The 21151-nt window shown below is 59.5% G+C and carries 11 protein-coding genes and 1 riboswitch; of the genes, 6 read left to right on the top strand and 5 right to left on the bottom strand.

Translation table 11 applies throughout. From position 1 onward, the window contains the following. Nucleotides 1–61 precede the first annotated feature (61 nt). On the bottom strand, nucleotides 62–1300 hold the full coding sequence (locus H8B15_RS08055; protein WP_187319148.1) for a carboxypeptidase-like regulatory domain-containing protein: 1239 nt from the start codon (nucleotides 1298–1300) through the stop codon (nucleotides 62–64). A gap of 263 nt (nucleotides 1301–1563) precedes the next feature. Beyond that, nucleotides 1564–3864 carry a 5-methyltetrahydropteroyltriglutamate--homocysteine S-methyltransferase gene (metE, locus tag H8B15_RS08050; RefSeq protein ID WP_187319147.1) on the bottom strand — a complete coding sequence of 767 codons (2301 nt, stop codon included), beginning with the start codon at nucleotides 3862–3864 and terminating at the stop codon, nucleotides 1564–1566. A gap of 198 nt (nucleotides 3865–4062) precedes the next feature. Beyond that, nucleotides 4063–4257, bottom strand: a riboswitch (cobalamin riboswitch). 258 nt (nucleotides 4258–4515) lie between these two features. Between metE and H8B15_RS08045 the strand changes: the two genes are divergently transcribed. From H8B15_RS08045 to H8B15_RS08035, 3 genes are all read left to right on the top strand, one after another. Continuing rightward, entirely contained in the window at nucleotides 4516–5232 is a 717-nt protein-coding gene (locus tag H8B15_RS08045; RefSeq protein ID WP_187319146.1) for a 3-ketoacyl-ACP reductase, read from the top strand. Between the two features lie 310 nt (nucleotides 5233–5542). Beyond that, a complete protein-coding gene (locus H8B15_RS08040) occupies nucleotides 5543–8647 on the top strand; it encodes a serine hydrolase domain-containing protein (RefSeq protein WP_216859099.1) in 3105 nt (1034 codons plus the stop codon). Between the two features lie 240 nt (nucleotides 8648–8887). Further along, on the top strand, nucleotides 8888–9115 hold the full coding sequence (locus H8B15_RS08035) for a DUF2905 family protein (RefSeq protein WP_187319145.1): 228 nt from the start codon (nucleotides 8888–8890) through the stop codon (nucleotides 9113–9115). A gap of 7 nt (nucleotides 9116–9122) precedes the next feature. Here H8B15_RS08035 and H8B15_RS08030 read toward each other — a convergent pair whose 3' ends face one another. Beyond that, nucleotides 9123–10304: an acyltransferase family protein gene (locus H8B15_RS08030; RefSeq protein ID WP_187319144.1), complete on the bottom strand. Its 1182-nt coding sequence runs from the start codon at nucleotides 10302–10304 to the stop codon at nucleotides 9123–9125. 344 nt (nucleotides 10305–10648) lie between these two features. On the opposite strand from H8B15_RS08030, the gene H8B15_RS08025 reads away from it, so the two are divergent. From H8B15_RS08025 to H8B15_RS08015, 3 genes are all read left to right on the top strand, one after another. Then, nucleotides 10649–13762, top strand: coding sequence for a SusC/RagA family TonB-linked outer membrane protein (locus tag H8B15_RS08025; protein WP_187319143.1), 3114 nt, complete (start codon nucleotides 10649–10651; stop codon nucleotides 13760–13762). 138 nt (nucleotides 13763–13900) lie between these two features. After that, the gene (locus tag H8B15_RS08020) at nucleotides 13901–15451 is read left to right on the top strand and encodes a SusD/RagB family nutrient-binding outer membrane lipoprotein (protein ID WP_187319142.1); all 1551 of its coding nucleotides are present in this window, start codon (nucleotides 13901–13903) and stop codon (nucleotides 15449–15451) included. A gap of 141 nt (nucleotides 15452–15592) precedes the next feature. Continuing rightward, complete coding sequence (locus tag H8B15_RS08015) at nucleotides 15593–16849, top strand: hypothetical protein (protein ID WP_187319141.1); 1257 nt, start codon at nucleotides 15593–15595, stop codon at nucleotides 16847–16849. 250 nt (nucleotides 16850–17099) lie between these two features. Here H8B15_RS08015 and H8B15_RS08010 read toward each other — a convergent pair whose 3' ends face one another. Both H8B15_RS08010 and H8B15_RS08005 read right to left on the bottom strand, forming a co-directional pair. Continuing rightward, the gene (locus H8B15_RS08010; RefSeq protein WP_216859098.1) at nucleotides 17100–18848 is read right to left on the bottom strand and encodes a glycoside hydrolase family 10-like protein; all 1749 of its coding nucleotides are present in this window, start codon (nucleotides 18846–18848) and stop codon (nucleotides 17100–17102) included. 198 nt (nucleotides 18849–19046) lie between these two features. Further along, a complete protein-coding gene (locus H8B15_RS08005) occupies nucleotides 19047–20945 on the bottom strand; it encodes a right-handed parallel beta-helix repeat-containing protein (protein ID WP_187319140.1) in 1899 nt (632 codons plus the stop codon). Nucleotides 20946–21151: the final 206 nt, after the last annotated feature.

The following is a 21151-nucleotide window of genomic DNA, read 5'->3' as shown; positions in this document are numbered from 1 at the left end:
GTGAGAAGGTCCTTCGCTGCGCTCAGGATGACACACCTCCTACCCCCACATCTTCCTACCCTTATTTCCGCTTAGGCTTGATAGTCGTACCAAACGCGCCTTTTTGCTCGAAGGACTTGATTACTTCATCCTCTACTGGCGTGCGCTGCACTACGGGGTTATTGGCCCAGAACTCAGGGTCGTACTTGGCCTGTCGGATGGTTTCGCGGTCTTTCTCATCCAGAGTGCCACGCTCGTAGGCAATGCCGGTAGGCTTGCGGCTGGTATCGTAGAAGAAAGTAAACGACGACACGTCGAGCTTGGTGATGGGCGTGCCGGGCCGCAGCACGTCGGCGGTCAGCTTCACCTTCATGTAGTCGAGCGGCGACACGGGGTCGGGCGTGTTCTGAAAGCTCAGGTCGAACGTCAGCAGCGTGTTTTTTAGCTTGTACGTCGGGTTTTGCGAGGCCGATGTGTAGTTGGGCGAAGTGATGGTGAAGCGCACTACCTTGTAGGTATCTGTATCAATCCAAACGGTACCGTTGGCCTGGTAGCCTTCCACCTCGGGACGGGTTTCGAAGCTGATTTCGGCCACGTTGGCATCACCCTTTTCCAGGATACCCTGTAGCTCCACGTAGTAGTTTTTCACCGCATTCGGGCTCAGCAGGGCCAGCGACACAGTGCTGTCGGCGTTGGGGTTGTAGAGGCCGTAGCCTTTGGTGTTGAAGGAGAAATTGGTGAAGTTGAGCAGAGCCTGCTTGGCAGCAAAGCGTCCTTGCGTCGTGGTAGTGCCCTCGATGCGGGCGTTGTTGGACTTCACATTCCAGATCATTTCCTGCAACTCGGTGGGCTCCGCACCAATGCGCGTTACCTGGCGATAATAGGCCTTGCCGTAGAATTTTGTGTCGTAGTTATCGGCCATGTGACGGTAGGCGCGGTCTACGAGCTGGAAGGCGTAGCTACCTACCTTCACTTCGGGCAGGGTAATCGTGGCCGAGCCCAACAGCACCTCAAAAGGTTTTTGCGTGCTGGTAACGACCAGCGTATCACGCAAGTGTCCAATCTCGGAAAAAATGACGCGCTGCGGCAGCGAAGGCAGATTCAGGAAAAACTGGCCTTCGGCATTGCTAGCCGTTCCCAACGACGTGCCCGGAATACCGATACTCACGAAGGGAATGGGCTCCTTGGTATCTTTATCGAGCACGGAGCCGCGCAGTTGGTATTGCGCCTGCGCAGTGCTGCTACCTAACAGCAACAGAAAGAAACCGGCCAGCGCAAGCAAGCGCGCCGTGGCAGCAGAAAAGTTTGTTGGAATAGCCAAAATAGAAAGGATTGGGTGAACGGCAGCTTGCTAGAACGTCAATACAGCGCGCAGCCGTACGCCGCACCCGCAAAATGCGGGCCGCACACTTGGGAAAATAGTGAAATTGTGAGTAGTGAGATGGTGAGGTTATCTGTCATTCTGAGCACAGCGGAGCGAAGTGAAGGACCTTCTCACGCTGGCACGACCGTCGTTCTGCAGGCATAAGGTCCTTCGCTTCACTCTGGATGACAGATAACCTCACCATCTCACTACTCACAATTTCACCCCTTGGCGCGCACGTGGCGGGCGGCTTGCACCATGTTACGGAGGGCGGCTTCGGTTTCGGGCCATTTGCGGGTTTTGAGGCCGCAGTCGGGGTTCACCCACAGGTTTTCGGCGGGTAGAAGCGTTTGGGCTTTTTCCAACAGCGCTACCATCTCGGCGGTGCTGGGCACGCGGGGCGAGTGAATATCGTACACGCCCGGCCCGATTTGGTTGGGGTACTGAAAATCGGCGAAGGCGGCCAGCAGCTCCATCTGCGAGCGGGAGGTTTCCATGGTAATCACGTCGGCGTCCAGCTCGGCAATAGCGGGGAGGATTTCGTTGAACTCCGAGTAACACATGTGGGTGTGAATCTGGGTTTCGTCGCGCACGCCGGAGGCAGCCACCCGGAACGCTCGCACGGCCCAAGCCAGGTAGGCGGGCCAGTCGGAATGGCGCAGCGGCAGCCCCTCCCGAATGGCTGGCTCATCGATTTGAATTAGTTGGATACCAGCCTTTTCTAAGGCCAGCACTTCTTCGCGAATGGCCAGCGCAATCTGCAACGCCGTGGTAGCCAGCGGCTGGTCGTCGCGCACGAAGGACCATTGCAGAATGGTCACCGGACCCGTCAGCATGCCTTTCACGTATTGTTGGGTCAGGGCCTGCGCGAAGGTGCTCCAGGCCACGGTCATGTCGGTGGGGCGGTGGATGTCGCCGTACAGAATGGGCGGCTTCACGCAGCGTGAGCCGTAGCTCTGCACCCAGCCGTTTTTGGTGAAAGCAAAACCGTCGAGCAGCTCACCGAAGTACTCTACCATGTCGTTGCGCTCAAACTCGCCGTGTACCAGCACATCCAGCCCTACCTCCTCCTGCCAGCGAATTACCTCAACGGTAGCATGTTGCAGGGCTTCGGTGTACTGCGCGGCGGTCAGCTCACCCTTCTTAAAGCGGGCGCGCAGCTGCCGGATGTCCTCTGTTTGTGGGAATGAACCGATGGTAGTCGTTGGGAACAGCGGCAATTGCAGCTGCGCCTGTTGCCGGGCCTGCCGCACCGCAAACGGACTCCGGCGGCGCGCATCGGCCTCCGTCACGGCGGCGGTGCGCTCCTTGATATGCGTGCGGTGAATACGCTCCGATTTACGGCGGCTGTCTAGCGCCTGCTGGTTCTGGTGCAGCAGGTCCAGGGCACCGTGGTCAGCAATCTGGCGCAGCTCCCCTACCTCGCGCAGCTTCTGCTTGGCAAAGGCCAACCAGTTTTTGATTTCCGGCGTCAGGGTGGCGTCGTTGGTTTCCAGGTCCAGGTCGCAGGGGCTGTGCAGCAGCGAGCAGCTAGGCGCCACCAGCACCCGCTCGGTGCCCAGCGCCGCCACGGCTTGTTCAATTAGCGCCAGCGACGCTTGGTAGTCGTTTTTCCAGACGTTGCGGCCATCCACCACGCCCAGCGACAAGCTCAGCCACTGCGGTACCAACCCTAGCACCGACGTTAGCTGCTCGGGCGCGCGCACCAAATCCAGGTGTAGGGCGCTGATGGGTAGGCTCACGGCCAGCGCGGCGTTGTCGCGCAGCCCCTCAAAATAAGTAGCTACCAGCAGTTTAATACCGGGGCAGCTGCGGGCCAGCTTGGCGTAGGCAAAGAGGTAGGCGTCTTTTTCGGCGGGCGTCAGGTCGAGAGCAAGGTAGGGCTCATCGAGTTGCACCCAAGTGGCGCCGTACTGGTGCAGCCGGGTCAGCACCTCCACGTACACGGGCAACAGGCGCTTCAATAAGTCAATCCGGTGGAAGCCTTCCTCTTTTTCCTTACCCAGCAAAAGGTAAGAAACCGGCCCCAGCAGCACGGGTTTGGGCGTATTTTCGAGCGTGTTGCGGGCGTGGATAAACTGCTCAAAAATGTGTTCGGAGAACAGCCGGAACTCCTGGTCTGCCGTGAACTCGGGCACGAGGTAGTGGTAGTTGGTGTCAAACCACTTGGTCATCTCCATGGCCGTGATGTCGAGGCCGTTGCGCTGGTAGCCGCGGGCCATAGCGAAGTACAGGTCCAGCGCCGTATTCTGCGGATTTTCGCTGAGCACGGGCGTGTAGCGCTTCGGGATGGCCCCTACCATCAGGCTAGTGTCCAGCACTTGGTCGTAGTAGCTGAAGTCGTTGCAGGGAATCAGGTCGAGGCCGGCTTCTTGCTGCAACTGCCAGTTGTGCTGGGCAATGCGGCGGGCAGTAGCCTGCAATTCGGGCAGCGCTAGTTGGCCCGACCAGTATTTCTCACTGGCTTTTTTCAGTTCGCGCTGGCTACCAATGCGCGGGTAGCCGAGGTTGTGCGTAAGCATGGTGCTTGGGTTGAAGGGAACAATAAATAGATTTATTGTTCTCGCAACGAGTACGTTACGCGCCCACCACAGCGTATGGTCTACCCTGCACCCTACCATCCGGCACGTATACGCACGCGCCAGCCCCCGCCCCACGGAGGCCCTAAAAAGACAGCAGTATGCAATTGACCAGACTACTGCTTCAGAGCGCGGAAGCATACGTCAAGGCGTAGAAAGGCAAGTCTCCTGGCTTGTACCATTACGATCATCCTTCTCATTCTGCCTGGCAGAACAATGGACCTGCTACGGATCGTAACTTGCTTGGGTACTTACAGTTGCGCGACAGCCCGTGATTCACACACGGTTCCTTATTAATCTCGGTATTACCCGAAAACCCCTCTACGGCAATTGATATTGCAAAGAACTACGGGCAATGATACGCGAAATTTCCGGCGCAACAACTCGGCGACTGGTTGGTTAAGGCTACTCATCACCGTTCAAGGTTCGTACAGTGTAGAGACGCATCCTTGCGTCTCGTCGTTGAGCGACACCTGTTCATTATTCAATAACAGTCAACGCAAACAACTTCAGCAACGACGAGACGCAAGGATGCGTCTCTACACCGCGCAGCGGCTACCACTCAACTCTTTTTATTCATCACCCCTTACTTATATGGAAAACCTCACCGGAAAAATTGCCCTCGTAACGGGCGCTGGTAAAGGAATCGGCCGCGCCGTAGCCGTGGCCCTGGCGCACGAAGGCGTGCACGTGGGCCTGCTGGCCCGCTCCGAAAACGACTTGCGCGAAGTAGCCGCCGAACTGGAAAAGCTGGGCGTAAAAACCGCTATTGCAACGGCTGATGTGGCCGACCGCGCCGCTGTGGAAGCTGCCGCGGCACAGGTGCAGCAGCAACTCGGCCCCATTGATATTCTTATCAACAACGCCGGCACGGCCGCATTCGGCAAATTTTTGGAGCAGGAGCCTGACGCTTGGGAAAATATTATTCGGGTGAACCTCATGGGCGTGTACTATGCCACCCGCGCCGTGCTTCCCGGCATGATTGAGCGCCAGGCCGGCGACATCATCAATATTTCCTCCACGGCCGGGCAGCGCGGAGCGGCGGGCACCAGCGCCTACTCGGCCTCCAAGTTTGCCGTGCTGGGCCTCACCGAGTCGCTGATGCAGGAGGTGCGCAAGCACAACATTCGCGTATCGGCCCTCACGCCCAGCACCGTGGCTACCCCGCTGGCGCAGGAGCTGAAGCTCACGGATGGCAACCCGGAGAAAGTGATGCAGCCGGAAGATTTGGCCGAATTTATCATTGCCCAGTTGAAGCTGAACCGCCGGGTGTTTGTGAAGGAAGCCGGTTTGTGGAGCACCAATCCGTAGCTTACGGGTAGGATTTGACAAGACCGTCCTTTCGACCAGCGGGAGGAATCGCGCGCCGCTAATAGATAGTAAATGTCATGCTGAGCTTGTCGAAGCATCTCTACCGCAACGGTAATCTTAATTGCCCGGAATTACTCATGGTAGAGATGCTTCGACTCCGCTTAGCATGACGTTCTTATTATCAGCATGCGCGATTTCTCCCGCTGGTCGAAAGGACGGTCTGCGCTTATAAAAGGGGATTCTGTGCAACTATTTCCTTCTCTATTCCTCTATTTTCGCAACTTACGTGTCTCAACTGTTGCGAAATATTTTGCCTACTTCTCGTTTTCCACTGCTTTTGCTGCTGCTGCTGACGCTGCTGCACACCCCCGACGCCACCGCTCAGCGGCGGCGCAAGCTAGCTAAAACCCCTACCCCAGCCGCCGCGCTGAACGCGCCGGTGCCGTTTGCGCCCCAGCTCAGCTCGCGCTGGGTTGACTCGGTGATGGCGACGCTGACGCCCGACCAGCGCGTGGCGCAGCTGTTTATGGTGGCCGCCTACTCCAACCGCAACCGCGTGTTTGAGGATTCGGTGTCGACACTCATTCAGCAGTATGGGATTGGGGGGTTGATCTTCTTCCAGGGTGGCCCCGTGCGGCAGGCCAAGCTGCTGAACCGCTACCAAAGCCAGAGCAAAGTGCCGCTGCTGGTGGCGCTGGATGGTGAGTGGGGCCTGGGCATGCGCCTGGATAGCACCATCCGGTTTCCTTACCAGATGAGCATGGGCGGCATCCGCAACAACCAGCTGCTCTACGACATGGGCCAGGAAATTGCCCGCGAGTTCAAACGCATTGGCATGCACGTGAACTTTGCGCCGGTGGTCGACGTGAACAACAACGCCGCCAACCCCGTGATTGGCTACCGCTCGTGGGGCGAAAATCGCGAGGACGTGACCGAGAAAAGCTACCAGTACATGCGCGGCATGCAGGACGCGGGCGTATTGGCCGTGGCTAAGCACTTCCCTGGCCACGGCGACACCGACACGGACTCGCACCTGGCCCTACCCCTCATTCGGGTAGACCAGCGCCGCATTGACACGCTGGAGCTGTTTCCGTTTAAGAGCCTGATTAAGCGCGGGTTGGGCGGCATGATGGTGGCCCACCTCAACATTCCGGCCCTCGACAGCACCGGCCTACCCTCTACCCTTAGCAAGCCCATCGTGACGGGCTTGTTGCAGCAGAAGCTGGGCTTTGATGGTATGATCTTCACCGACGCCATGAATATGAAGGGCGTTATCAGCAAGTATCCGCCCGGCGAGGCCGATGTGCGCGCACTGCTCGCCGGTAACGACATTCTGGAGTTTTCTAAAAACATTCCGCTGGCCCTGCGCATGGTGCGCGAGGCCATCAACCGCGGCGAGCTGACGCAGGCCGAGATTGACCGGCGCTGCCGCAAGGTGTTGGCCCTCAAGCAATGGGCAGGCCTCGACCACTACCGCCCCGTGGAGCTGAAAAACTTATACCAGGACCTGAACACGCCCCACGCCGAGTACCTCACGCGCCGCCTTTCGGAGCTGAGCGTAACGGTGCTGCGCAACCAGCAGCAAGCCCTACCCCTCCAGCGCCTCGATACGCTGCGGATAGCCACCCTCACCATCGGCACCACCGATACCACCTACTTCCAGAAAATGGTGGCCGACTACGCCACTGCCAAGCATTTCTGGCTGCCGGCCACCGCCAGCCTCGACGAATTGATGCGCATGCGCGAAACGCTGAAGCCTTACAATACTATCTTGGTAGGGGTGAACAACCTGGGCCGCCTGCCTGCCACCAGCTTCGGCGTGACGCCCGAAACCAACGTACTGCTGCGCGAGCTGTGCACCGGCAAACAGCGGGTGGTAGTCAGCGTATTTGGCAATGCCTACGCCGTAGACAAGCTACGTGACCTGAACCGCGCCACCGCCGTGCTACTGGCCTACCAGGAAAGCCAGAATGCCCAGGAAGTGGCTGCCGAAATCATCTTTGGCGGGGTAGGCGCCACCGGCCACCTGCCCGTGACGGTGAACCAGCAGTTTCCCTACGGCGCTGGCCTGACCACGCAAGGCGGGCAGCGCCTCGCCTACTCCTACCCCGAGGCAGTAGGCATGAACAACAACCTCGAAACCCGCATCGACTCGCTGATTACCAATGCTATTGCTGCTCAGGCATTTCCTGGCGCGGAGGTACTCATTGCCCGGCGTGGCACGGTGGTGTTGCGCAAAAGCTACGGCACCCACACCTATGCCACGGCAGGTCAGAAAGCGCGGCCCGTGACCAACACCGACCTGTACGACATGGCTTCCCTAACGAAGATTACGGCCGCCCTACCCTCGCTGATGAAGCTACAGGACGAGGGCAAGTTTTCGCCGGAGATGACCATGGGCCAGGTTTTCCCGGAGTTCAAAGGCACCAACAAAGAGAACATCAAGCTGCGCGACGTGCTCACACACCAGGCCCGCCTAAAGGCCTGGATTCCGTTCTGGAAGGAATACACGGCCCCCAAAGGCTTCTTCAATACGTTGCTGAACAAGCGGCCGGACGCCGTGACGGTATCAGACAAGAAGCCCAGCGAGATGAGCCGGCGCTACTTCCGGGCCGATTCGTCGGCGCGGTTTCCCATTCGGGCGGCGAATAACGTATGGGTGCGCAAGGATATGCCCGACCGGATTCACAAAGAAATTGGCGCGTCGCCGCTGAACGCGAAGCCGGGCTACGTGTACTCCGACCTGTCGTTTATCATGTATCCGGAGTTTGTGAAGCGCGTATCGGGCAAGCCGCTGGATGAGTTTGTGCGCCAGGAAATCTACCAGCCGCTGGGCGCTACCACGCTCACCTTCAACCCCACGCGCCGGTTCCCACTCAGCCGCATCGTGCCTACGGAGTACGACTCGCTATTCCGGCACCAGCAGCTGCACGGCACCGTGCACGATGAAGGCGCCTCCCTGCTCGGTGGCCTCTCGGGCCACGCCGGCCTGTTTGGCAATGCCAACGATTTGGCCAAGCTCATCCAAACCTACGCCTGGCACGGCCGCTATGGCGGGCAGCAGATCCTGAAAGCCACTACCCTGGACGAGTACACGCGCTGCCAGTTCTGCCCCGACAACCGCCGTGCCCTGGGCTTCGACCGCCCTACCCTCGACCCGACCATTAACTCCGCCAAAAGTGCCTCCCAGCAAAGCTACGGCCACACCGGCTACACGGGCACCTATTTTTGGGTAGAGCCCACCGAAGACCTGGTGTGCATTCTGCTCACCAACCGCGTGTTTCCTACCCGCAACAACAACAAGCTGGGCGAGCTGAGTGTACGCAGCAACTTCCTGCAAATTGCCATTGAAGCCGCCCGATCGGGAAAAACGGCGCGCTTACCCATCGAGTCTACGGTGCCGAAGGAGGAGTAGGCAAGCGCGACTACAACGCATTATGCCCGCCGGTTCAGCAGAGTTAGATGCTGTTCCGGCGGGCATTATCTTTAGACGTTAGCACTACCGCGCAGGCGCTGGCCGGTCGGAGGCCTGCTGAGGTTGCAGCCGTTTGACCAAGCGGCAGCAGGCGCTGGCCGGTCGGACGCCTACGGCGTCGGACCGGCCAGCGCCTGCGCGGTAGCGTTATAGGTATCCGTACTTGTTCAACGTATTCCTATGGCTCCACAATTCGGCAAATTACTGGTGATTCTTGGCTTGGGCCTGGCGCTGTTGGGGGCATTTGTATGGTGGGGCGGCGGCAGCTTGCTCAGTTGGTTTGGTCGTCTGCCCGGTGACATTCGGGTGGAGCGGCCCGGTTTTCGGCTGTACGTCCCACTCGCGTCGATGCTGCTGATCAGCCTGTTACTCAGTCTGGTTATGTGGATAGTCCGGCGCCTGAGTTAAGCGCAGATCATACCTTGATAATAATCCGACGCTGATACATCACCCACAGTACCCCATACCAAATCAGCACGCACACGACGGCCGCCACCAGGGAGGCGTTCAGCGGGCTGAGGTAGGGCACGAAGAAGCGCTGGTATAGCCATTGGTGCGCCGAGGTGGTGCCGCCCGTTCCATCGGCTACCTGCCACATGCCCAACCACCGCGCCACTACCCCCGACAAGAAAAACACGGTAATGGCATTGACGCCGTATACCACCGCAAAGCGCGACCACCAGCCCCGATAGCCCTGCACATCGCAGAGCCAGTAGAGGGCCGCCAGCGTAGCGCCGGCCAGCCCACCCACGTAGAGCACAAAGGAGCTGGTCCACAGGCTTTTGTTGATGGGAAACCAGCCGTTCCAGATGAGACCCAGCACTATGGCGGCGGCACTTATGACGAACAGCCAGGCTATGCGCTCGGCCACGGGCACTGCCTTGCGGCGCAGCCACTGCCCGGCAAGCAGGCCCAGCAGGCCGGTGCCCACGGCGGGTAGGGTACCCAGCAGGCCCTCGGGGTCCCAGGTTTTGCTCTGGCTCCAGAGGTGCGCTTCGCCCAGCACCGTGCGGTCGAGCCAGGCGCCGAGGTTGGTTTCGGGCTCCAAGTTGGCGGCGCCTACCCCCGGCACGGGCACCAGTTGCATCAGAATATTATACCCTACCAAAGCCGTCACCAATAGCCACACCTGCGTGCGCCAATCGGTTTTCACGAACACTATCCCGCATATCAAAAACACCAACGCAATGCGCTGCAACACGCCCAGCACGCGCACATGCGCGAAATCGAAGCGCGGCTCCAGGGCCATGAGTAGCCCCAGCCCGAATAAAATGGCCGCCCGCTTCAGCACGCGCAGGAGCAGCTGCGGGTGGCGGCTGGCGTCTTGCCGGGCGGTGCCGAGCGCGTAGGCAATGCTGACGCCCACGATGAACAGGAAGAACGGGAAAATGAGGTCGGTGGGCGTGCAGCCGTTCCAGTGCGCGTGCTCCAACGGGGCGTAGATATGGCCCCAGTCGCCGGGGTTATTTACCAGCAGCATGGCCGCTACCGTGAAGCCCCGGAATACATCCAGGGAAAGCAGGCGACCGGGTTGGGAGGCCTCGGCAAGAGGCAGGGCGCCAGTGGTAGCGGTGGCAGCCTGGGTAGTGGTTTGCATGGGCAGAAGCGTTTTGCTAAATGTAGATATTTCAGCAAGACCTACCAGCAAGCATTCTGACCATGCAACCGATAAAGGCAAGTTTACGCCCTATAGAGCCTCAAGATACCTCGACAAATACACCGACACGTTTGCGCTATTGTAAGTGAAAAATGTAGATTGAAAATCCGTTCTTCCTCACGGGTAAGGGCTTGCTTGTATTTTAAATAGCCCCCCCTTACCCTGATTTGCATACTGGCGGTAGTAGTATCATTATTCTTATTACTACCCCCTACACGTCCTCGCATCTGTACGGGCCTTCACCCATATAAATGCTTTCTTTCCCCCTTTCCCTTTCCAAATCCATGCACAAACTCCTACTATTTCTCCTTTTACTAGGCTTTGTGGTGCCCGGCGCCCACGCCCAAACGGGGGCAGCCCGCGCCGTCACGGGCGTCGTCACGGCCGCTTCCGACAACTCTCCCCTACCTGGCGTGACGGTGGTAGTGAAAAACACGACCAACGGCGCTACCACCAACGGCGACGGCCGCTTCACGCTGCAAGCTGCGCCAGGTACCGTATTGGTTTTCAGCTTCATCGGCTACACTAGCCAGGAGCGCACGGTAGAAGCCAGTGGCGAAATCAGCGTGAGTTTGCGCGAGTCGGCGCAGCAGTTGCAGGAGGCCGTGGTGACGGGCTACGGCATCAAAGAGGAACAAGCCAAAATCAACTACGCCGTGCAGGTAGTGAAATCCAAGGATATCATTGAGTCGCGGCAGCCGAACGTGGTGAATGCCCTGCAAGGCAAGGTGGCCGGCGTGCAGGTAACCAGCTCGGGCGGCGCGCCTGGCGAGGGGGCGTCCATCGTGATTCGGGGTGGGGCCTCGCTCGATTCGGACAACCAGCCGCTGTTCGTGATTGACGGCATCATCATGGACAACTCCTCCTTCGTGGAGTCGACGGCGCCGGGCGGGGGCTCGGCTTTCAACGGCATTCTGGGGCGCTCATCGGCCAGCACCAACCGCGCCGGCGACCTGAACCCGGAAAACATTGAGAGTATGACGGTGCTGAAAGGTCCGGCTGCCTCGGCCATTTACGGCCTGCGCGCTGCCAACGGCGCCGTGGTCATCACCACGAAGAAAGGCACCAAAGGCGTGACGACGCTCAACTACCGCACGCAGTTTTCGGTGGATGAGGTGAGCCGCTTACCCAAGCTCCAGGACCAGTACAAGCAAGGCTCGCAGGGCGTATTCGATACGGGTGTGCGGGGTTCCTGGGGGCCACGCTTCCAGCCCGATGAGGCCGTATACGACAACCTGGGCAACTTCTTCCAGACCGGCAAAAGCTGGCAGCACTACCTCACCATGTCGGGGGGTAGTGAGAAGGGCACCTTCTTCGTGTCGGCCTCCCGCCTCGACCAAACCGGCGTGGCGCCTACCAGCCAGTACGATAAGACCACGGCTCGCTTGTCGGGCACTTTTCAATTCACGCCGAAATTCAGCGGTTCGGGCTCGGTGGAGTACCTGAACTCGGGCAACCGTTCGCCCTTGCAGGGTGATGGTCTGTTTGGGGGCGCGGGCGGCTACCTGCGCAGCCTGCTGAACTGGCCCCGCAACGACGATGCCCGCAACTACCTGAACCCCGATGGCTCGGTGCGCCGCCTGCTGGGCGCTGCTCAGGCCTCAACCGATGCCGACAACCCTTACTTCCAGGTGTATCGCAACCCCCAGACCAGCCGCACCAACCGCATGCTGGGCAACGTGCAGCTGGCCTTCAAGGCGACCGACTGGCTGAATTTCAGCTACAACATTGGCAACGACTTCTACTTTCAGAAAGACCGCTCGGTGCGGGCCGTGGGTACCACCCAGCGCGACAACCAGAACGGCGGTATTTCGGAGTCTGACGTTTTCAACCAGCTCATTACCAGCAACCTGCTCGGCACGCTCACGCATAGCTTCAGCGACAACTTCAGCGGCTCGCTGGTGCTGGGCAACACGGTGGAATACCTGCACCGCGAAACCACCGATAATCTGGGCCTCATTTTCCAGAACCCTACCTTCACCAGCATCAACAACACCGTAAACCGCAACGTATTGATAACCACCCAGGACCGCCGCCTGATTGGCAACTTTGCCCGCCTAAGCCTGGATATTCTGCAACAGGTAACGCTGGAGGTAAACGGCCGCATTGACCAGTCGTCTACCCTACCCCGCCCCAGTGAGAACAAGAACTTTGGTAAGCTGTTCGGCTACGGCTCGGTGGCAGCAGGCTGGCAGTTTACGCGCCTGCTGGGCCTGGACCAAAACCGTTACCTAAACTTCGGTAAGATCAGGGCGGCGGTGGCCGATGTGGGCAAGGACACCCAGCCCTACCGCGTGTTTTCGCCGCTGGCGCAGGCTACCTACATTGGGGGCGGCTTCCGCAACGGCTTTTTTGGCTCTAACGCCAACCTAGTGCCCGAGCGTACCCGCGCTATCGAGGGCGGCGTGGACCTCCAATTCATCCAGAACCGGCTGGGCCTGAGCGTGACCTACTACAACCAGCTCACCCGCGACCAGATCATTGGGCCGCGCGTGAGCCAGGCCACAGGCTTTATTCTGCAATACATCAACGCGGGCAATGTGCGCAACCAGGGTTGGGAAGTGTCTTTGACCGGCACGCCGGTACGCGCCGCCAGCGGCTTCACTTGGGACGTGCTGGCCAACTACACCCGCAACCGCAACAAGGTAGAGTCCATCCCGAGCTTCCTCACCGAGGTATACCAATCGGACGTGAACCTGCTTGGTGCCCGTGGAGGCGCGTTCCTGGGTCGCCCGATTTCATCTATCAGCGCCACCGATTTTCAGCGTGCCCCCGATGGGAAAGTGCTGATTAACCCAACCACCGGCTACCCGCTCATCAACACCGGTACGTTCATCTACGCCGGCAACCGCGCCCCCGATTTCACGGTGCAGATCACCAACTCGTTCAGCTACAAAGGCCTGGGGCTGTCGTTTCTGACGGATTTCCGCAAGGGCGGCAAAGTATTCAACGGCAATGAGTTGTACCTGACTGGTACCGGCTTAGCCGAGCGCACCCAGGACCGCTACAAGCAAGTGGTATTTGATGGGGTAGTGGCTAACGCAGATGGCACCTACTCGGCCAATACGCGTCCCGTGGAGCTAACGCAGGCTTACTATCAAAACGTGCTGGGCGCTATCGGTACTCCCTTTATTGAGGACGGCTCTTGGGTGCGCCTGCGCTACGTGAACCTGACGTATGCCCTACCCGCTGCCTTGCTAGAACGCTCCAAGTTCATCAAAGGCATTGAGCTGAACGTGACTGGTCGCAACCTGCTGCTGCTCACCAAATACTCGGGCGTAGACCCCGAAACGGCTGCATCGGGCGCCGGCGTGCGCGGCGGCGGCTCCGGTGGCTTCGACTACGGCGCCGTGCCCGGCACCCGTGGCGTAGACATGGGCCTGCGGGTGAATTTTTAACCGTTACCCCACCCCAACCCCTCCCCTCCGGGAGAGGGGCTCTAGCTTTAACTTCAAGAAAAATTAAAAAGCTAGAACTAGAGCCCCTCTCCCGGAGGGGAGGGGTTGGAGTGGGGTCCACTTCAACATATGAACTCAATGAAACAACGATATTTCCTTTTCCTGGGCCTGTTGCTGGGTAGCGGCGCTTTCACGGCGTGCGAGAGCTACCTCGATGTGAACACCGACCCCAATAACCCGGTGACGACCACCCCGAACTTCCTGCTGCCCGGCATCATCTCGCAGGGCTTTCAAGCGCAGATGTTCACCTCGCTCACCACTACCTACCTCACGCAGTACACGGTGCGCAAAACGCCGGTAGGTAGTACCGACCAGTACTTTCTGTCGAACGCCAACAGCACCAACGTCTTCAACTACACCTACTACTACTCGGCCGGCAACGTGCCGACGATGACAGCCGCTGCCGAGGCTGAAGGCTCGCCCTACTACGTGGGCGCGGGCAAGATCATGACGGCTATGGTGCTGGCCCATGCCACCGATATGCTGGGCGACATTCCCTACACCGAGGCCTTTAAAGGGGCTGCCAACTACACGCCCGCCTACGACCCGCAGCAGCAAATCTACGCCACCATCAATACGCTGCTGGATGAGGGTATTGCCCTGATGGAACGGCCCGCCAGCGAGGAGTTCCGGCCGTTGTACGTGACCTCGCCCAGCGAAAGCGGCGACATTCTGTATAAGGGCGATGTGCAAAAGTGGATTCGCTTTGCCAACACCCTAAAGGCGCGGCAGCTCAACCACCTCACCAAAAAGAGCTCCTACAACCCACAACAGGTGCTCGCGCTACTAGACAAGGGCTTCACCAGCAACGCCGACGACGCGCAGATTCAATACATTCCGGCTGTGGCGCCGCAAACGAGCACCACCAACATCTTTGGGACCACGCGCAACAACTACTCCACGGCCACTTTCTCGGCCAACATCATTAAGTACCTGAACGGCAACGCGGGCGGGGCCGCCTACCCTGGCGTGGTAGACCCGCGCTATACCATTATGGCTACCTCCATCAGCCTGGGTACCGACCCCGGCGTGAGCGTGCCCTCCACCAGCTTTGTGGTGAATGGCTATTCCGATTTCTACTCCGGCTGGTACGCCCGCGACCTGGGCATTTTTCAGGTGATGACGTACGCGGAGGCCAAGTTTATAGAGGCCGAAGCGGCATTCCGGGCCGGCAACTTGTCGCGGGCTTTCACGGCCTACCGGGCCGGCATTCGAGCACACATGGAGAAGGTAGGATCCGGTGGCTTCAACGCCTTGCCGCCCGTTACGTTCCCGCTCATTTCCTCGGCTCAGATTGAAGAATACCTAAGCAGCGCCGCCGTGGCCCAGAGTGAGAGCCAACTCACGCTGAAGCGCATTATGGAGCAAAAGTACATTGCTATGTTCCTGAATCCGGAGTCATGGTCGGACCTGCGCCGCTTTGATTTTTCGGATACCATCTACCCCAACTTCCGCTTCCCGGTGAATGCCAACCCCGAGGTGGATAGCAAGTTTCCGCGGCGGATGCTACCTGGTGCCACCGAGGTACTCTACAACCCCGCCGCTGTGGCTAAGCTGTTTAGCGACGTAGGCGCTACCTCCAACGGCAACTACATCACCAAGCCGCTGTGGTGGGACCAGGCCAATTAGAAGGCCTGCTGTCATTCCTAGCGTAGTGAGAAATCTGAGTATGCACCCATAACGGTTAAGCCAGATTCCTCGCTACGCTCGGAAGGACATACAACGTTAACAAGCGAAGCAATACCTTTCTTCAAAACGCACTTCATCAGCATGTTATATTCTACCTTTTTCACTTTACGCCGCACGCTACCGGTGGTAGCATGCCTCGCGGTGGCTCTGTTAGCGAGCTGCGAGAAAGAACCGTACGACGAGCTATACACCGTCCAGCAGGATGCGGGCTACGGCTCCTTGCGTGGTTTGGTAACGACGGCTACCAAGTTTGCGCCCGGCGAAACCGTGCCGGTACTGGTAAGCTACAATCAGCAAGACAACCTCCGCGACATCACCGTGTTTCAGGTGATAAACCGCCAGGACTCGGCCGTGGTGGGCACCTACCCCGCCAGTGGTGCCCTGGATGCTACCACGCAGGCTTTCATACAGTCGGTGCCCTATACAGTACCTGCGGCGCTAGCCAACAAAACCCCTGTGCGGGTGGATGTAACGCTGAACTTCACCAATGGCTCCAGGCAGCTCCGGCGCTTTTCCTACACTGTGGCCTCAGCCCCTACCCTTAAGTTTGGCGCTACCCCTGCCACCTACCGCAACGGCCTGGCCGCCACCGCCCAGAGCCCCGGCGACCTAATTGGCTACGCTATTGTGATGAATGAAGGCGGCATCTCGACGGTGCCTGCTGCCGGCAGCACTGCTACCCTGTTCAAGAACATCGATAGCCTGGTGTATTATGCCCGCGTGGGCACGCAGGCACCCGTGCGTCAGGGAGTATTGCGCACACCAACGGCCGGCGTGGCTACCACGCGCACCGTAGATGTAACGGTTCCCTCCGGGGCACAGGGCCAGCCCGTCACGTTCCTGTTTTCAGCCTTTGCCCAAACCCAGCGCGTCGATCTGCCTTCGGCTACCCTCAACATTGTAGCTCCTACCGCGCTGGCTACCACTCAGCGCGGCGCGGTGAGCTTCGGCACCGGCGCTTCTCCCGACTCGCTGGCCTATAACCTGAAGTTGGCCCGCAACGAGCCCGCCGCCAGCGCCGCCGCCACGAAGGATCTGTTTGTGAGTGGCGCCGCCAATGGAAGCGTCACGCTCACGGCCGGTAATACCACCCGCTACTACAAGGTACCGGCTACGCAGGTAGCTGCCGGCTTCTACACCCAGGCCACTGCCAACGCCGTAGGTAATCTGCTGTTCCGCAATACCAATACCGCTGAGCTGGGCACCGCCACCGCCGGCGACGTGTACGCCGTACGCGTGCGCGGCACCGGCGAAGTAATGCTCCTACGCATTCTGGGCGTGAAAGCCGGTGCCACCGGCGCCACCTCGCGGGTGCGTTTTGAGTACCGAATGCTGTGAGATGGTGAGTGGTGAAGTGGTGAAATGGTGAGTTTGTGAAGTGGTGAGTAATAAAGAGGGGCTGTCATCCTGAGTGCAGCGAAGGACCTTTTACCAGTTGAACGAGTCGTTGTTACGCCTGTTGTTCACGCGTGATAAGGTCCTTCGCTGCACTCAGGATGACAGCCCCTCTTTATTACTCACCACTTCACAAACTCACCATTTCACTATTTCACCATTTCACCACTTCACCACCTCACCATTTCACCACTCACCCGCCGAACAACCGCCCGAAAAAGCCTTTGCGGCGCTTTTTTAGCTTGGTTTTTTTCTTGATGGTGCCAGCTTCGGTTTTGGTTTTCACCTTCACATCGGTGGCTGGCTGGGGAGTAGGTGGCACTGGGGTAGGCAGTGTCGGCACCGTTGGGCTGACTGGTTGGGGTGCTTGTGCTACCACAACTTCCCCTTTCCTGGTCACCACGTGCACAGGCGCGCTTTCGTTGTGGAGGCGGTCTACGGCCGTCACGTAGTAAGCGTATTCCAAACCGGCAAGGGCTGTGGTATCAATCAGGGTAGGCGCGTAGGCGGTGCGCGGCACCAGGGCTAAGATGTGGCGGGGGTCGTCGGGCGAGGGGGTTTCGCCTTCGGCGAAGCGGTAGACCACGAAGTAGCGGGCATCGTCGCCATCAGCGGCGGTGGGGCCGGGCTGCCAGGTGAGCGTCACGGCTGGGGGCGTGCGCACCAGCACCAACTGCTGGGCCGGGCGGGGCGGCACCGCATCCAGCCAGGGCATAGCCGGCACTAGCGCCGGGTAGCGAAACGCGTTTTGCTGCAACGAGTCGGTTACATGCAGCGGGTTGGCCAGCAACGACTTCGAGCTAAAGAACACACTCCCGCTCACCTCCGTGGGATAATTTCGGTTGAGGCGAATCTGACGCATCAGCTCGCGGGGGTTGCGCCAGGTGGTGTCGCCGCGGGTGTTTTCCAGCATCCGGTAGGGTGCCTGTCCAATGTAGAGGTGGCGCCCGAAGTGGTTGCGGCTCCACCACTCCACCAGCACCGGGTAGGGCGCCAGCCGGAAGTTGCTGCTCCAATACAGCTGCGGCACAATGTAGTCGATCCAGCCCTTTTGCAGCCACAAGCGCGTATCGGCGTAGAGGTTGGCGTAGGTAGGCTGGCCAGCGCGCGTATCGGAGCCCTCAGGGTGCGCCGAGCGGTTCATCCAGACCCCAAACGGCGAAATGCCAAACTTCACCCAGCGCTTGGTAGCGTGAATCTCGCGGTTCAGGCCCTCAATCAGCAGGTTCACGTTTTGTCGGCGCCAGTCGGCCAGCGTGAGGTGGTCGGGATTGAACTGCGCGAAAGCCGCCTCGTCGTGCAGCGTCTGACCAGCTTCGGGGTAGGGATAGAAGTAGTCGTCGAAGTGCACGCCGTCGATGTCGTAGCGACGCACCACGTCCAGAATCACTTCTGTGATGCGCTGCCGTACTTCCGGCAGGCCAGGGTTGAACAACAGCTTGCCGCCGTAGCGCAAAAACCACTCGGGGTGCTGGCGGTAGGCGTGGGTAGCAGCCAGGCGCCGCGTGAGCGTATCCTGCGAAGCACGGTAGGGATTGAACCACGCGTGAAACTCCATACCGCGCTTGTGCGCCTCGTCAATCAGAAACGGCAGCGGGTCGTAGCCGGGGTCTTTGCCCTGCTGCCCCATCAGCCACTTGCTCCAGGGCTCCAGGCCGCTTCGGTAAAAGGCATCGGCGGCGGGCCGCACCTGCACAAATACGGCGTTGATGCCCGTGCGCTGCTGTCGGTCCAGCATGCGGCGGTACTCGTTGCGCTGCTGGTCGGCGGTGAGGCCGGGGCGGCTGGGCCAGTCGATGTTGGCCACCGAGGCAATCCACACGCCCCGCAGCTCCCGCTTGGGCGGCGCGTCCTGGGCCTGCGCGGCCCCACTCAGCAGCAGCCACACTAGCATGATCATGCCCGCGCCCCATCGGCAGCGGGTAGTTACTACCTGCATCATTTGCACGCTTCTAAAATCGAATAAGCGCGCAAGTTACGAGTTGTGAGGTGGTCAGTAAAAAGCGTTTGTCATCCTGAACGCAGTGAAGGACCTTCTCACGCTAGAACGAGTCGTTGGTACGATGGTCGTTCAGCGTGAGAAGGTCCTTCACTGCGTTCAGGATGACAAACGCTTTTCTTACCTAACTAATGCACATTACTACTCCACCACAATACGCTGCTGATACTGCTGGGCACTGGCTTCCACGCGTAGCACGTACACGCCGCTAGCTAAGCCGGCTACGGGCACTTCTGTTTCGCGGCCGTGTAGCGTGCGCGTCAGGCAGGTGCGGCCCTGCATATCGTAGAGACGAATGGCTACGTCGGCGGTAGGCGTGTTGGTGAGCACCACGCGCACCAGCTCGTGGGTACGGGTAGGGTAGGCCGCGCACCAAGGCCCCGAGACAACGGCGGGGGTAGCCGTAGGTAGCGTCACGGCCGGGCTTTCCGCAGCCCCGATGCTACCCCGTATGCCCGCCGCGGGCGTTGCTAAACCAAAGTAGTCGCGCGGTCCTGCATCCTGCCGAAACTCGTCCCACAGGTTCAGCCCGGCCCCTACCAGTGCCGAGGTAGGCGCCAGCCGGTAGTCGTTGCTGGCGGTCGTAGCGGCGGCAGTTAGAGGAGTTGTCGTTGCATCGCTCTGGTTGGCAGTGCGCAGCTGCGGATTGATGCTGAGGCCGCAGGGCCGGTCGCCGAGTTGCTCTTGCGTAGTAGCCTGCCGCCAGGTGGGTAGTGAGGTGTAGGTAGCATTGTTCCAACGTAAGGCAAAAGCTCCCGCGCCACTCCAGTAGCAGTTGCCTTCCAGGCGCACACCGGTGGTGAGGGTGGCGTCTACCAGCGTCAGGCCGTCGGTGGTCTGCAACAGGTTGTTGCGCAGGGTGAGCCCGCTGGCTGCACTGCCCCCAAGCTGGACTGCTACGGGCGCCGAGTTGTTGGCGGGTTTCGTCACCAGCACGGTGTTGTTGTGCAGGCTGACGCGCTGCATTTGCGCTGCCGTGGCGGGTGCCAGCACTGCTAGAGCGCCCTGGTTGGCACGGCGGGCGTCGTTGTCGCTGATGTTGTAGCGCACCGTCAAGTTGGTGCTGGGCGCCGACAGCGTATCGGGCTGGGTGATGGCATAGCCGGGGCCTTCGTTGTCGTGCGCATAGTTGTATTGCACCACAGCAGTAGCGCAGCCACCTTCCAGGGCAAAGCCTCCACCGCGCACCGTGCCCGAGCGGTTGCTGTACGACTGGCACTGCTGCACCGTCAGGTTGGTGCAGCGCCAGGCCCCGATGCCGGCCGGGCCGGCAGCAGGGTAGGCGTTCAGGCGGCCGTTGTTGTAGGCCTCGCACTGCTCTACCACGGCGTCCGTTACGTGGGCTAGCAGCAGGCCGTAGCCGGTGCGAGTCTGCTTTAGATCGAGCCGGCCGGTGTTGTTATAGAGTAGACAATGTGCTACGTACCAGTTGCGGTGGGTAGCCGCGGCCGGGCCATACGAGCTGATGCCCGCTTCGCCATTGTCGTGCACGCGGCTGTTGGTGATGCGTACGCCAGCGTAGCCGCTGCCGGCCTGCTGGCTGCTGATGGTAACGCCCGCCTGCTGATAGCCGCTTACGTCGAGGCTGTCGAGTACCAGATGTGGGAGCTGTGTGGCCGCTGAATCCAGCACGAACACCACCCCAGCGCTTTTGTTATTCAACCGCCCCGAGCCGGCAAAATACAGCCGATGCAGCTCAATACCGCCTGCGTTGCGGGCCAGCAACCCCACAGTGCCGCCGCTGCTGATAGTAGCCCAGCCCCGGCCATATGAACCGAATACGATAGGGTGCGCAGCTGTGCCTTGGGTAGTACCATTCAGTTGCAAGCCGCCCACAAAGGTCTGTTCTCCCTCAAACAGCACTTGGTCGCCGGGTTGCAGCGTGGCGGCGTTTACCCGCGCAATGCTGCGCCAAGCAGTACCGGGGGTAGTACCATCCTGCGCATCATCGCCCGCAATGCGTACGTAATACGTGGTAGCAGCTGCTTGTTTGCTGGTCAGCAACAACAGAAATAAGAAAAATAGTAAACGTATTTGCATTCCTGAGGCGGTTAGACGTCAGAAATACTAGCCTAAAGAATGATGCCACACCGAAATAAATCTATTTCAACAGCGTCATCACAGTATTTACAATGGTATAACACTTTATATACACAATTTCAATTTACGTAGTTCTTTGCCCTTTATCTATAATAGCATACTCATGAAGTGCAATTCTAGCAGGCTTTACTATTCTATTTTTTTCT

It is taken from the genome of Hymenobacter citatus, from assembly GCF_014333615.1.
Lineage (GTDB): Bacteria > Bacteroidota > Bacteroidia > Cytophagales > Hymenobacteraceae > Hymenobacter > Hymenobacter citatus.
The sequence above is the reverse complement of the archived record's forward strand: the minus strand, read 5'-3'. Positions and strand labels throughout refer to the sequence as shown.

Bases quoted from the DNA above. Each gene is read 5' to 3' on its own strand.
- H8B15_RS08045 (WP_187319146.1), top strand. From the start codon at position 4,516: ATGGAAAACCTCACCGGAAAAATTGCCCTCGTAACGGGCGCTGGTAAA.
- H8B15_RS08015 (WP_187319141.1), top strand. From the start codon at position 15,593: ATGTTATATTCTACCTTTTTCACTTTACGCCGCACGCTACCGGTGGTA.
- H8B15_RS08010 (WP_216859098.1), bottom strand. From the start codon at position 18,848: ATGATGCAGGTAGTAACTACCCGCTGCCGATGGGGCGCGGGCATGATC.
- H8B15_RS08005 (WP_187319140.1), bottom strand. From the start codon at position 20,945: ATGCAAATACGTTTACTATTTTTCTTATTTCTGTTGTTGCTGACCAGC.
- H8B15_RS08030 (WP_187319144.1), bottom strand. From the start codon at position 10,304: ATGCAAACCACTACCCAGGCTGCCACCGCTACCACTGGCGCCCTGCCT.
- H8B15_RS08025 (WP_187319143.1), top strand. From the start codon at position 10,649: ATGCACAAACTCCTACTATTTCTCCTTTTACTAGGCTTTGTGGTGCCC.
- metE (WP_187319147.1), bottom strand. From the start codon at position 3,864: ATGCTTACGCACAACCTCGGCTACCCGCGCATTGGTAGCCAGCGCGAA.
- H8B15_RS08020 (WP_187319142.1), top strand. From the start codon at position 13,901: ATGAAACAACGATATTTCCTTTTCCTGGGCCTGTTGCTGGGTAGCGGC.
- H8B15_RS08035 (WP_187319145.1), top strand. From the start codon at position 8,888: ATGGCTCCACAATTCGGCAAATTACTGGTGATTCTTGGCTTGGGCCTG.